This window comes from Flavobacterium sp. YO64 (assembly GCF_004119505.1).
Lineage (GTDB): Bacteria > Bacteroidota > Bacteroidia > Flavobacteriales > Flavobacteriaceae > Flavobacterium > Flavobacterium oncorhynchi.
The window spans coordinates 39,629-52,027 of the sequence record NZ_NRQV01000017.1; the positions used below are offsets into that span (position 1 = coordinate 39,629).

13 protein-coding genes and 3 tRNA genes are annotated in these 12,399 nt (G+C 34.4%); 7 read left to right on the top strand and 9 right to left on the bottom strand.

Annotated elements, in window-relative coordinates; translation table 11 throughout:
- Positions 1-33: 33 nt before the first annotated feature.
- From BOW57_RS13470 to BOW57_RS13500, 7 genes are all read right to left on the bottom strand, one after another.
- Positions 34-909 (bottom strand): ABC transporter ATP-binding protein, encoded by an 876-nt coding sequence (locus tag BOW57_RS13470; protein ID WP_129054955.1) that lies wholly within the window; start codon positions 907-909, stop codon positions 34-36.
- Positions 909-1,583, bottom strand: coding sequence for a molybdate ABC transporter permease subunit (gene modB, locus BOW57_RS13475; RefSeq protein WP_089052773.1), 675 nt, complete (start codon positions 1,581-1,583; stop codon positions 909-911). The genes BOW57_RS13470 and modB overlap by 1 nt, the downstream gene beginning before the upstream one ends.
- Positions 1,576-1,980, bottom strand: coding sequence for a molybdopterin-binding protein (locus tag BOW57_RS13480; RefSeq protein ID WP_129054957.1), 405 nt, complete (start codon positions 1,978-1,980; stop codon positions 1,576-1,578). Before BOW57_RS13480 ends, modB begins: the two co-directional genes overlap by 8 nt.
- On the bottom strand, positions 1,980-2,750 hold the full coding sequence (modA, locus tag BOW57_RS13485; protein ID WP_129054959.1) for a molybdate ABC transporter substrate-binding protein: 771 nt from the start codon (positions 2,748-2,750) through the stop codon (positions 1,980-1,982). The genes BOW57_RS13480 and modA overlap by 1 nt, the downstream gene beginning before the upstream one ends.
- A 294-nt stretch (positions 2,751-3,044) precedes the next feature.
- Positions 3,045-3,118, bottom strand: a tRNA-Arg gene (locus BOW57_RS13490).
- A gap of 36 nt (positions 3,119-3,154) precedes the next feature.
- A tRNA-Pro gene (locus BOW57_RS13495) sits at positions 3,155-3,229 on the bottom strand.
- Positions 3,230-3,244: 15 nt separating this feature from the next.
- Positions 3,245-3,328: transfer RNA gene (locus tag BOW57_RS13500), tRNA-Ser, on the bottom strand.
- 238 nt (positions 3,329-3,566) lie between these two features.
- Here BOW57_RS13500 and BOW57_RS13505 point away from each other — a divergent pair.
- Together BOW57_RS13505 and BOW57_RS13510 are read left to right on the top strand one after the other, a co-directional pair.
- Positions 3,567-4,745, top strand: coding sequence for an acetyl-CoA C-acyltransferase (locus tag BOW57_RS13505; RefSeq protein WP_129054961.1), 1,179 nt, complete (start codon positions 3,567-3,569; stop codon positions 4,743-4,745).
- Between the two features lie 74 nt (positions 4,746-4,819).
- Positions 4,820-5,581: a C40 family peptidase gene (locus tag BOW57_RS13510; protein WP_089052769.1), complete on the top strand. Its 762-nt coding sequence runs from the start codon at positions 4,820-4,822 to the stop codon at positions 5,579-5,581.
- 93 nt (positions 5,582-5,674) lie between these two features.
- Here BOW57_RS13510 and BOW57_RS13515 read toward each other — a convergent pair whose 3' ends face one another.
- Entirely contained in the window at positions 5,675-6,520 is an 846-nt protein-coding gene (locus BOW57_RS13515) for an AraC family transcriptional regulator (protein ID WP_089052768.1), read from the bottom strand.
- Between the two features lie 119 nt (positions 6,521-6,639).
- Between BOW57_RS13515 and BOW57_RS13520 the strand changes: the two genes are divergently transcribed.
- The 3 genes from BOW57_RS13520 to BOW57_RS13530 all read left to right on the top strand — a co-directional run bounded on the left by BOW57_RS13520 (position 6,640) and on the right by BOW57_RS13530 (position 8,781).
- Entirely contained in the window at positions 6,640-7,626 is a 987-nt protein-coding gene (locus BOW57_RS13520; RefSeq protein ID WP_129054963.1) for an aldo/keto reductase, read from the top strand.
- Between the two features lie 271 nt (positions 7,627-7,897).
- Positions 7,898-8,500, top strand: coding sequence for an NAD(P)H-dependent oxidoreductase (locus BOW57_RS13525; protein WP_129054965.1), 603 nt, complete (start codon positions 7,898-7,900; stop codon positions 8,498-8,500).
- A 2-nt stretch (positions 8,501-8,502) separates the two neighbouring features.
- Positions 8,503-8,781: a putative quinol monooxygenase gene (locus BOW57_RS13530; RefSeq protein WP_129054967.1), complete on the top strand. Its 279-nt coding sequence runs from the start codon at positions 8,503-8,505 to the stop codon at positions 8,779-8,781.
- A 118-nt stretch (positions 8,782-8,899) separates the two neighbouring features.
- On the opposite strand, the gene BOW57_RS13535 is transcribed toward BOW57_RS13530, so the two are convergent.
- Positions 8,900-9,607, bottom strand: a complete 708-nt coding sequence (locus BOW57_RS13535; RefSeq protein ID WP_129054969.1) for a class I SAM-dependent methyltransferase — start codon at positions 9,605-9,607, stop codon at positions 8,900-8,902.
- Between the two features lie 261 nt (positions 9,608-9,868).
- On the opposite strand from BOW57_RS13535, the gene BOW57_RS13540 reads away from it, so the two are divergent.
- Together BOW57_RS13540 and BOW57_RS13545 are read left to right on the top strand one after the other, a co-directional pair.
- On the top strand, positions 9,869-10,750 hold the full coding sequence (locus tag BOW57_RS13540; protein ID WP_129054971.1) for a LysR family transcriptional regulator: 882 nt from the start codon (positions 9,869-9,871) through the stop codon (positions 10,748-10,750).
- A 357-nt stretch (positions 10,751-11,107) separates the two neighbouring features.
- Positions 11,108-12,394, top strand: a complete 1,287-nt coding sequence (locus BOW57_RS13545; RefSeq protein ID WP_129054973.1) for a DUF2130 domain-containing protein — start codon at positions 11,108-11,110, stop codon at positions 12,392-12,394.
- Positions 12,395-12,399: the final 5 nt, after the last annotated feature.

The window sequence follows — 12,399 nt, forward strand, 5'->3', positions numbered from 1 at the left end:
TTTCATTCCAATTAATCAACTGCGTTTTTTTCTTTAGGATAAAATCTGAATAATTGGATTAAAGGCTTTTGAAGCCACAAGCACTTTTTGTCCTATTTTATAATTTACAATTTCATCTTCTGTCGCGACGACTTTTATAATATTATTTCCTGACGACACTTGTACGACATAAATAATATCACTTTTTACAATGCTGATTATTTCTCCCGTTACTTGAAATTTACTGCTTATTTTCTTTTCAGCGAATACCTCATTTGGCGTTCCTTGTTTGGTAATTTTACCTTTGTCAATAACGACTACCTTATCAGAAAGTTTAAAAATTTCGGCTGCCGAATGGCTTATCATCAAAGTAGTTAATTTATATTTTTGATGAATTTTTAAAATATAATCCTGAAGTTTAAATCGCATTTCATCATCTAAGGCCGAAAGCGGCTCGTCTAACAACAAAATCTCTGGTTTACGCACAATCGCTCTTGCCAACGCTACACGCTGTTTTTGTCCTCCTGATAAATTTTGAGGTTTACTGTTTTGCAGCGACTCCAATTCCATCAGCTCTATTAATTCAGTAACAATTTCATTTGAATCGTTTTTAGATAACGCAAACTCCAAATTTTCTTTAACCGTAAGATTCGGAAATAAAGCAAAATCCTGAAAAACGAAGCCTATTGAACGTTTTTGAACTGGAAGATGAAACTTTTTTTGAGAATCATCCCAAACTTCATCCCCTACTTTTATCTGCACTTTTTCTGCTTCAGTAAGTCCTGCTAATATTCTAAGAATAGTGGTTTTACCTGCTCCAGAATTACCATAAATAGCAATAAACTGACCTTTTTCAAAAGTCAAAGAAACATCCAATGGCAGTTCGCCGTCAGCGGTTTGAAGCATTTTATAGGCATTAAACTGTATCATTAATAAAGTGTAGTTTTTCTTGATTTATTATTAATTAAATGAACAGTAAGCAAAATAAGAAAAGAGAACACAAACAAAATTCCTGCATAGACATTGGCGTTATAATAATTCATCGATTCTACTTCTTCGTAAATGGCAATCGAAACGACTTTGGTTTCTTCAGGAATACTTCCTCCCACCATTAAAACTACGCCAAACTCCCCTATTGTATGTGCAAAAGTCATTATAATTCCGGTAAGTAACGATGTTTGTATATTGGGCAGTAAAATTTTTGTAACAGTTACAAACCTTGATTTTCCAAGTGTAAAAGAAGCTTCCTGAAGTGCAGGCGGCAAATTTTTCAATCCTGACAAAATAGGATTTACCATAAAAGGCAAACTGTATAAAACCGAAGCTAAAATTAATCCTTGAAAAGTAAACACCAATCGAAGATCAAAATAATCAGATAAAAATTTTCCAAAGGCATTTTCTGGGCTAAAACCTATTAAAAGATAAAAACCTAAAACCGAAGGCGGCAAAACCAAAGGCAGACTTATCAAAGCTTCAATAACCGCTTTGAACCGAAACCTGCTATAAGACAACCAATAACAAAGCGGAATTGCCACAATAAAAAGTATTATTGTGGTAATCAGTGCCAATTTTGCTGTAAGCCATATGGGTTCTAAATTAATCATGTGCAGCCAAGCTTACTTCGTTTGTTTTTATTAAAGCCAATACCATATCATTTTCTTTTAAATCTAATTGTTCACAAGCATTTCTTGTTATAATAGATTTTATAACCTGCTGTTCATGGACCAAATTAATCTGGCACAAAATCACTCCTTTGTGAATAGATTCAATGCGGCATAACAGTTTATTCTGCGTACTAATATTTGGATTTAAATCTTTAGAAATCACGACTTCAGTTTCTTTAAAAATAATTTTGACAGGATTCTCTATTTTTAAGTAATCAGAAGTTTCTGGCGTATCGAGAACAATTGTAGAAAAAGTAACGTCATTTGACTGTACTCCCACAAGCGAAATACCTTCATGAGATTGAATTTGTGATATGATTCCGTTTAGTATATTCATTATGCTTTTGTATCATATCCATAATACTTTAAAATAGCAATTGCTTTCTTTGAAGATATGAAATTATAAAATTTGACCGCACTGGCCTTTCCTTTTGCATTTTTCAAAATTACGCAGCCCTGCTCTAGCGGTGTATGGCTCTTTTGCGGAATAATATAGTACTTTCCTCCTTCTCTTTTCATGTTTGGAGTCAGAACAAGCGATAAAGCAGTGATTCCAATATCGGCATTTCCAGTTGTGATAAATTGAGTGGCTTGGGTAATATTTTCGCCAAAAACGAGTTTGCTTTTTACTTTGTCATAAATTTTATAAAATTTCAAGCTTTCAACTGCTTTTTCTCCATAAGGCGCAGTTGCAGGATTTCCAATGGCTATTTTGCGAATATCTGCGCTTAGAAGACTGTTTATTTTACTTTTATTCGGATCTGTTTTTTTGCTCCAAATCACCAATTTTCCGGTTGCATACATTTTAACTTTAGAACCGGTCAATTTTTTCTCTTCCAACTTTTTGGGAAAATCCATATCTGCCGAGAAAAATAAATCAAACGGAGCACTGTTGGAAATCTGCTCAAAGAACTTTCCTGAAGCGCCATAGGTAATCTGTGTATTTATACCTGGATTTTGAATTTTAAAAACGGTATTTATCGAGTCCAGAGCAATTTTTAAATTGGCTGCCGCTACAATTGTAATTTTTTCCTGTCCTTGTACAGTTCCAAATGTCAATACTAAAAATGCTGTTACAATAAACAAATGTCTTTTTCGAGCTTTCATTCCTGTCTGTTCTGTTAGTATTGTAAAAGTAAGTATTCTAAGGCAGAGTAGAAAAATCTAATTTGTTTTAAAAGTAAAATTATCAGTTCAAGTAATTAAAATCTTCTTGTAATTTTCAACAACCCCATTATCTCAGGTAGAAATATAGAATATTCTCTTTTCAGAATAACTAATACATATACTTAATTAATTGCTAGTCCACAGGTTTTAGTGTTGATCTCTAAAAGAACAATTTTCAGGTTTTGATAAATGCTACAAAACAAAAAAGCCACTCAAATTGAGTGGCTTTTGTTGTGATCCCAGAAGGATTCGAACCTTCGACCTACGCATTAGAAGTGCGTTGCTCTATCCAGCTGAGCTATGGAACCAAAATAAGATTTTTATAAAAAAACTCTCAAAAAAAGTCGGGGTGGCAGGATTCGAACCTGCGGCCTCCTGCTCCCAAAGCAGGCGCGATAACCGGGCTACGCTACACCCCGAAGGCAAAATTTAAGCGGAGAGACAGGGACTCGAACCCTGGCGACGGTTACCCGTCGACAGATTAGCAATCTGCTCCATTACCGCTCTGGCACCTCTCCAAGCTCAAGAAACGTGTTCTGTTTTGCGGTTGCAAATGTAAGACAACATTCCATATCTCACAACTATTTTTGCGCTTTTTTTAAAGTTTTTTTAATCTTTTTTCTAAAACACTTCACAATCAAACGAATAGAATTAACAAAAATTTCATCTTAAATTTAAAATCCAATCGAATTCACGCAAAATTTGAATTTATTCAAATAAACAGTAAATTTGCTAGATAACTAATATTAACAGAAAATGAACAAAAGAGTTGTGATTGTTTCTGCCGTTAGAACACCTATCGGAAGTTTCATGGGTGGGTTATCTACCGTGCCCGCACCAAAATTAGGCGCTGCCGCTATTAAAGGCGCACTTTCAAAAATTAACCTAGACCCAAAATTAGTTGATGAAGTTTTCATGGGGAACGTAATCCAAGCTGGTGTTGGACAAGCTCCAGCTCGTCAAGCTGCCCTTTTTGCAGGATTATCAGAAGAAGTTGCTGCCACAACAGTTAACAAAGTCTGTGCCTCTGGAATGAAAGCGGTAATGTTTGGTGCGCAGGCAATCGCTTGCGGTGATGCCGAAATCGTAGTTGCCGGTGGAATGGAAAGCATGAGTTTGATTCCACATTACGTGCAAATGCGTACTGGAAACAAATTTGGTCCTGCAACAATGCTGGACGGAATGCAAAAAGATGGTTTAACAGATGCTTACGATAACAACGCAATGGGAGTTTGCGCTGACTTATGCGCATCTGAATACAAAATCAGCCGTGAAGAACAAGATAACTTTGCAATTCAATCTTATAAAAGAAGTGCAAAAGCTTGGGATGCTGGAAAATTTGATAATGAAGTTGTTCCCGTAGAAGTTCCACAAAGACGCGGCGAACCAATTATATTCTCTAAAGATGAAGAATACACTAATGTAAAATTAGATAAAATTCCATCTTTAAGCCCTGTTTTCACAAAAGACGGAACTGTAACTGCTGCAAACGCTTCAACTATAAACGATGGTGCCGCTGCTTTAGTTTTAATGTCTGAAGAAAAAGCGATTGCTTTAGGTTTAAAACCTTTAGCTTACATAAAAGGGTATGCAGATGCAGCGCAAGAACCAAAATGGTTTACAACAAGCCCGGCAAAAGCATTACCAAAAGCTTTAAATAAAGCTGGAATTTCAATTTCAGATGTTGATTATTTCGAATTCAATGAAGCCTTTTCTGTAGTTGGTTTAGCCAATGCAAAAATCTTAAATCTTGATAACGATAAAGTAAACGTAAACGGCGGAGCTGTTTCACTAGGACATCCTCTTGGCTGCTCTGGAGCACGTGTTATTGTAACTTTAATTAATGTTTTAGAACAAAACAATGCTAAAATCGGAGCTGCTGCAATTTGCAATGGCGGCGGTGGCGCATCAGCAATTGTTATCGAAAGAGCTTAAATAATAATACTTTAAATTAGGAGTTATTAACTACTTTTGACTCCTAATTTTTTTAAACTTATAAATTACCCTAAATGTTCGGAATTTGCAATCTTGCCATAGTACCCGTTCGATCTGAGCCTAGCGACAGAAGTGAAATCGTTACACAACTTTTGTTTGGCGAACATATCGAAATTTTAGAACGCCAAAAGCAATGGGCGCGCATAAAAATTCAGTTCGATGATTATGAAGGCTGGGTAGATTCAAAACAATATCAGGTAATTTCTGAAGAAAACTACAATCAATTAAGCAAAGAAGCCATTATTCTAAACGCTGATTTAATTGATTATATCACTTCTCCAAACAATTTATTATTGCCAATTCCGCTTGGTGCTTCGTTAACTTTTCTAAACAATAACGAAATCAACACTTCCAATTTTGATTTTGAAGGAACAAAAACCAGCGGCATAAAACCAAAAAGCGCACTTATAAACACCGCTTTTATGTATCTAAACGCACCTTATTTATGGGGCGGAAAAACACCTTTTGGAGTAGATTGTTCTGGTTTTACACAAATGGTTTACAAACTAAACGGATACAAAATTCATCGCGACGCTTCTCAACAAGCGCTGGAAGGCGAACCTCTAAGCTTTATTGAAGAAAGCGAACCGGGAGATTTAGCTTTTTTTGACAATGATGAAGGAAACATTACTCATGTGGGAATCATTATGGAAAACAACTATATCATTCACGCAAGTGGAAAAGTCCGCATCGATCGTTTAGATCATACCGGAATTTACAATCCCGAAATAAACAAACACACGCATAAATTACGAGTGATTAAAAAAATCATTTAAAAACACGAATTGCACTAATTATCAAAAATTAAAAATCCTTTTAATCAGTGTAATCGGTGGCAAAAAAATGGTATAAATTCGTGTAATCCTTGTTTAAGCACTCAATCGAATTGTCTTTCTAAACTCTGACGGACTATTGCCTTTTTGCTTTTTGAAGAATTTATTAAAGTGACTTTCATCCGTAAAGCCAAATTCATATGCAATTTCGTTAATACGTTTATCACTAAATTGCAAACGATGTTCAATCAATTTCGTTTTATAATTGCTAATATATTGCTGCATCGTTTCATCGGCATGTTTCTTAAAATAACGTCCTAAATATGTATTCGAAATTCCAAAATAATCACTTATAGACTCCGCTTTTATTTTCTCAGGATAATAAATATTCGTTTGAATATATTGTAAAATATCCATTGCTTTGGCTTCAGTTCCCACATTAACCTGCTCTGGCAGATATTTCGCAATATTTCTGGCAACAATAATGATTAAAGTATTTACCAATTGTTGAATCAATTCCTGATTATAAACATCTTTATCATTATGTTCTCGGCAAATCGCTTCGATCATTACCTTAACCAAACACTTATCAGCATCATTCTTTAAAATACAACCCGGCTGATGATTTGCATTTTGCAGAATATATTCTAAACGCTGAATATTTTCATTTTGAAGACTCGAATTCTTCAAATAAATATCATTAAATCTCAAAAAGAAAAATTTCGTTTTCGTTTCAATAGTAAAATTATGACAATCCTCAGGTGTCAATAAAAACATATGTCCAGCATCATATTCAAAGATATTTTTATTGATACACTGCCTTCCTGTTCCGCTCAAAATGTAAACCAATTCAAAGAAATTATGACGATCTCCAACATCTGGATATTCATCCAATGTTTCAAAAGAAACCGTAAACGGCTCATATAAATTTTCTTTTTTCATAATCTTAAAGAATCTATTGAAGTTGCAAATGTACCTAAAAAAGACAAAATTATACAATTTTACACTCATAAAAATGGTATAATTTTGTCAAAAATTTGTAAAACGTAATATTTAATATCATGGAATATAGAAAATTAGGCAACTCTCAACTAGAATTATCAACCATAACATACGGCGCATTTGCAATTGGCGGAAACATGTGGGGCGGAAACGAAAAGAAAGATTCAATCGACTCTGTTCGCGCTTCTATCGACCACGGAGTAACAACAATTGACACCGCTCCTTTTTACGGATTTGGCTTAAGCGAAGAAATGATTGGTGAAGCAATAAAATCTTACGATCGCTCAAAAGTACAATTGCTAACCAAATTTGGCTTGGTTTGGGACGGAAGTAATAACGGAAAAGGCGATTTCTTTTTTGATGCCGATGATAATGGCAAAAAAGTGCCTGTTTTCAAATATTCATCAAAAGAAAACGTCATAAAAGAAATTGAAGAAAGCCTAAAACATCTTCAAACAGATTATATCGACTTATTGCAAATTCATTGGCCAGATTCAACCACACCAATTACAGAAACAATGGAAGCCGTTGAAACCTTAATTCAGCAAGGAAAAATCAGGGCATTTGGAGTAAGTAATTATAACGTTTCTCAAATTCAGGAAGCACAAAAAACAGTTCAGATTGCATCCAATCAAGTTGCGTACAGTATGCTGAACAAAAGCATTGAAACAGATTTACTTCCATTTACAATTGCAGAAAATATCGGAATCATAGCATACAGCCCAATGGAAAGAGGCTTACTTACAGGGAAATATTTTACAGACGGTAAATTAAAAGAAAACGACCATCGCAATGGTTATTTTGGAAAATTTGATCTTCAACAAGTAAAAACTTTAGTAGAAGAACTAAGTTCTTTAGCCAATTCAAAACATATTTCGATCTCACAGTTGGTTTTACGCTGGACTACTTTACAAAAAGGAATCTCAATTGTTTTGGCTGGCGCAAGAAACGCAGAACAAGCCATTTCAAACGCAAAAGCAATGGATTTTGATTTATCTGCTTCAGAACTAGATTTTATTAATCAGGCAATTTCAAAATTAAAATAATATTTAAACACATAGGAACATAGTTTTAAGGCGTTTCACTTGCATTAATAAACATAGTCAGCACGATATTGTTATTCCGAGGAATGACAAACTTTGAGAGTTATGTTTCTATGTGTTTAAAAAAATCTCAAAATTTAAATAATTAGAATTTGGGCGTGTTCGCCGCGGCGAATCGGGCTTTCGGCTATATCTTTTGTTCCGTTTCACTTCACAAAAGGATACCGCCTCAATCCCTCACGCATCCATTTTCAAAAGAAACAATCATATAAAAATGAAAAAAATATTTATTATCAACGGAAGTCAAAACTTCGCTCATTCAGGCGGAAAATTCAATGAAACCGTTACAGATTGGACAATCGAATTTTTAAAAAATAAAAACTACGAAATAAAAACAACCGACATCAAACAAGAAATCGATCTTGAAGAAGAAGTAGAAAAATTCGTTTGGGCAGATGTTGTAGTATATCACACTCCTGTTTGGTGGTTTCAATTACCAAATCTTTTCAAAAAATACATCGACGATGTTTTCACTGCTGGACACAATAAAGGAATTTACAAAAGCGACGGAAGAACCAGAACAAATCCAGACATTAATTACGGAACCGGAGGACTTTTACATGGGCGTAAATATATGTTAACCACAAGTTGGAATGCGCCTGCAACTGCTTTTACACTTCCGGGAGAATTTTTCGAAGAAACTTCCGTAGATGATGGCGCTATGTTTGGTTTTCATAAAATGAACAAATTTGTGGGAATGCAAAAACTCGAAGGATTTCATTTTCATGATGTCGAAAAAGGTGCTACATCTGAAAATATTAGTATCTTTAAATCTGAATACACAAACCATTTAGCACAAATTTTCAAAACCATATAACCATGATATCTATAACTGCCATTATAAAAAGCAAGAAAGAAAACACTCAACAGCTTCACAGCTTATTGAATGACTTAGTTACCGAAACTAGAAAAGAAGCTGCATGCATACGCTACGATCTTCATCATGCCGAAAATGTTTTTATTATTTGGGAAGAATGGAAAGATCAAACCGGCTTAGATCTTCATAACAACCAATCTCATTTACAAGATTTCATCACTAAAAGCGAAACTTTTGTTGCCGCTCCAATTCAGGTTTACAAAACTGCACAGGTTTTATAAGATATTTTTTTGCCTCGAATTCACGAATTATTTTAATTGCTTTGTGCATAAATTTTAAAGAATAGATTCGTGACTCGAGCGATAGCGAACAGGCGAAGCAATTCGAGGCAATAAAAAACTACTTAATCCCTCCAAAAGCACCAAAACACATATTTTTATGTAAAATTTCGACGCTTTTAAAACCCACTTTTTTCATCAAATCCAATTGATAATTCATTGATCTTGGCGTATCTTCTTTTGCGATATAATCAAATACATTTTTACGATATTCCGCCCCTCCTATTCCTTCCAAATATTCTCTATAACGCTGCCAGGTGTATTCGTTCAACAATTCCGTGTCTTGTGTAATCAAATCCGAAATCATAAAACAGCCGCCGGGCTTTAATAATCTGAATATTTTACTAAAAGTAGTTTCCCAATCCTGATCATCTCTTAAATGATGCAAAACTGCTCCCGCCAAAATAATATCAAAACTATTTTCATTTAAATCAACTTCGCGAATATCACCTTGTTTGATTTCTACTTTCCCTTTCGTTTCTGCTGATACTCTTTCAAAAGCTTTATCTAACATTGGCAAACTCAAATCAACCAAAGTGCAATTTAAATCTGGCAATTTAGACAACATCATTAAAGTATAATTTCCTGCGCCGCAGCCAATATCCAAAACATGAGTGGCATTTGGAATAATTCTTTTAGAAGCTTCCGTAATTAATTCCAACGAAATTTTAGCATCAATTGTAGACAATTGTCCCGTTTCTAAATTTGAAAATCTTTCGACATCGTTATCAAATCGTTCTTTGATTTCTGCAATAGTTGATTTTTTCATAGTCTATGTTTTTTTTAATCTCCCGCAGTCTCGATAGCTATCGGGAGCAGATTAAGCGAATCTTTTTGCTATTATTGATCGGAATATTGTAGTTAAGATGATTTTATCTAAACTAATAATCTACTCAATCTGCGGCCCAAGCGATAGCGAATTAGCAAAGAACATCTGCGAGAGAGCTCTTTTTTCTCTTTTCAAAATTATCTCTTTCATAAATACTTTAAAAATACTATTTTTATCAATCATCAATACTTTAAAAGTATCATGGAATTACGTCACTTAAAATACTTTTTGGCTGTAGCCGAAGAACTGAATTTTACCAAAGCTTCTGAGAAACTTTTTATTTCACAGCCGCCATTAAGTCGCCAAATTATTGAACTTGAAGAAGAACTTCAAGCGAAGCTTTTCATTCGGAACAATAAAAAAGTAGAACTAACCGAAGCTGGGAAATATTTCGAAAAAGAAGTAAAAGTCCTTTTTCAGAATTTGGAACGTATTTCTATAAAAACAAAAAAGATTGCCACGAATGTCTCGGGTGAATTCAGAATCGCCTACATCAGCTCGATTTACTCATCTGTTATTTCAGAATTAATAAAACATTTAAAACTACAATTCCCTTATGTAAATTTTAAACTTTTTGAAGTATCCACAACCAAACAAATCGACGCTTTAGAACAAGGAAAAATCGAAATGGGAATTATTCGTTCACCAATAAAATCACCAAAAATCCAATCTCATTTATGGTTTCAGGATGGGTTTTCAATTGTTTTTAATAAAAATAACATTCAACTGAAATCTGAAAAAGAGATATTGAACTTAAAAGATGAAACTTTCGTGTTCTTCAATAAAGATTATGCGCCGCATTATCATGAAGTTTTACTAGAACTTTGCGCTTTTTATGGCTTTACACCAAAAATTATTCACGAAGCCAACAACATAAATTCTATAGTACAATTAGTCAAAAATGGCTTAGGAATTTCGATTGTTCCTTCTAATATTGCAAAAAACAATCAAGATCCTGAAATTGGTTTTCTTGAATTAAAAAAAGTGAATCTTTTTACAAATGTTTCTATTATCACTTCAAAAGAAGATGATTCTGAGATCACGAGATCTGCTGTTGAATTTTTGTTGGCACAAAGTCGCTAAGACGCTAAGTTTTTTCAAGCCACAGATTAAAAACATTAAGAGGATTATCTCTCATTTTTGTCATTTCAACGAAGGAGAAATCTTCGCAAGTAGCTCCGTTCCTACAAGCCAATCTTTGTGGAGCTTCTCGTGGAGGTTTCTCCTTCGTCGAAATGATAAACTATTCGGAAAAACTCTAAATAAAAACTTTCCGTCTCCGTGACTTTGCGAGATTAATTCAAAAACAATTCGTGAAAATTAATGCAATTCGTGGCTATAAAAAATCGTTACAATTTATCACAGCATTCCCAACAATAAAAAGAGAACTTTTAAATACCTTAGCAAATTATAATTCTACCAAATAAAATCAATACAAAAATGGCTGAGCAATCTTCAATTCAGTGCCCGAACTGCGGAGAAAATATCGACGTAAACGACATCTTAAAACATCAGTTAGAAGATAGTATCCGTAAAGAATTTCAGCAAAAAGCTGCTACTCAGGCAAAAGAACTGGAATTAAAAAACGAGCAATTCGAAAAAGCCAAAGCCGATTTTGAAGCCAAAAAGAAACAAGAAAATGAACTTTTTGCCGAACGTTTGGAGCGCGAAAAAAAGACTGCTGAAAAAGAAATTTCTGAAAAACTAAAAGCCAAACTCGAAGAAGAAAATAAAGATCGCATGCTTTTGATGGAAAAAGAGCTTTCTGAAAAATCAGAAAAACTTCGTGAATTGAATAAAATGACAGGCGAAATTGCAAAACTTCAGCGTGAAAAACTGGAGATGAAAGAAGCAATCGAAGCCGAAGCACAAAAGCAGTTAAACGCCACTTTAGTTCTGGAACGCGATAAAATCCGCAAACAGGAAGAAGAGAAAAACGAACTAAAAATAAAAGAATACCAAAAACAATCTGACGATCAAAAAAAGCTGATCGAGGAAATGAAACGCAAGCAAGAACAAGGTTCTATGCAATTGCAAGGCGAAGTAATGGAATTAGCGATTGAAGAATGGCTGGCAAGTAATTTTCCGCTTGACACTATCGACGAAATTAAAAAAGGTGCTAACGGTGCCGATTGTCTTCAAATTGTTAATACTCGTGAATTGCAAAACTGTGGTTCAATTTACTACGAAAGCAAAAGAACAAAAGCCTTTCAGCCTTCTTGGATTGAGAAATTCAAAAATGACATTAGAACCAAAAGAGCCAATATTGGTGTTTTGGTAACTGAAGTAATGCCAAACGGAATGGAAAGAATGGGAATGCGAGATGGAATCTGGATTTGTACTTATGAAGAATTTAAAGGTTTGACCGCTGTTTTACGTCAATCACTAATTCAGGTAAGTCAGGCAGTTCAGGCACAAGAAAACAAAGGCGATAAAATGTCAATGCTGTATGATTTTCTAACCAGCAACGAATTCCGTTTGCAAATTGAAGGCATTGTGGAAGGTTTTACACAAATGCAAAGCGACTTAGATTCTGAAAAAAGAGCTATGCAGCGAATTTGGAAACAACGCGAAAAACAAATCGAGAAAGTAGTTCACAATACCTTAGGAATGTATGGTTCGATTCGTGGTATTGCAGGAAATGCAGTTCAAACAGTTAGAGCTTTAGAATTAGATTTTGTTGAAGGAGAACAGGAAGATGAAGAGCCTAAGGAATTGTTTGAGTAATTAAG